Here is a 586-nt window from a genome sequence, read left to right on the forward strand (position 1 = left end):
TCCAGTGGCCGTAGCTAGGTGGTTACTGAAATTAATCCTGGTCAGGTTACAAAACACTCTGGTCAGGTTAGGCCCAACTGATGTTGACACGCACAGAATAAAACTGGTTAAGACATAGCTGCTTGAACCTATGTCACCGGTAATCTCTACATCTTCCAGTTTCCATTGATTTCCGCTGGTTTGCCGTAGGATCCCGTTAGATGTGCTAGATGCCGTGTATACTGGGTTTTTTATTCTCAGGCGACGGATAATCGCCTCACTACTTGCTGCAGCCTCTACGCCCCAAAATGAGCTTTCGGTGCTACGAAAGCCTTTAACCTCAAATCCATTTCCATCCAGGTTTGCCGACCAATAGCGGTTGAAATTTACTGTTGACCCAGACGCATCAATGTCGGCAGCCAGCACGGCATAGTAAATGGTTACCGCTGGTTCTGTTCGGGAGGCGTGATTGGCAACGAAATATTCCCAGGCTGCCAAATTGTGGATCACAAACGGATCTGATGGGGTGCCACCACCCTGTAAATAGCTCATCTATCACCCCATAATCGGTTCAATTACCATTGGTCGGCGGTCTAGTCTCGCCGGA

1 protein-coding gene is annotated in these 586 nt (G+C 48.5%); it reads right to left on the reverse strand.

From position 1 onward, the window contains the following. Positions 1-531, reverse strand: a 531-nt coding sequence (locus ACYVG7_RS09925; protein ID WP_460882975.1) for a hypothetical protein, incomplete at its 3' end; no start/stop codon positions are given. Between the last annotated feature and the right edge of the window lie 55 nt (positions 532-586).

Source organism: Pseudaeromonas pectinilytica, from assembly GCF_054780855.1.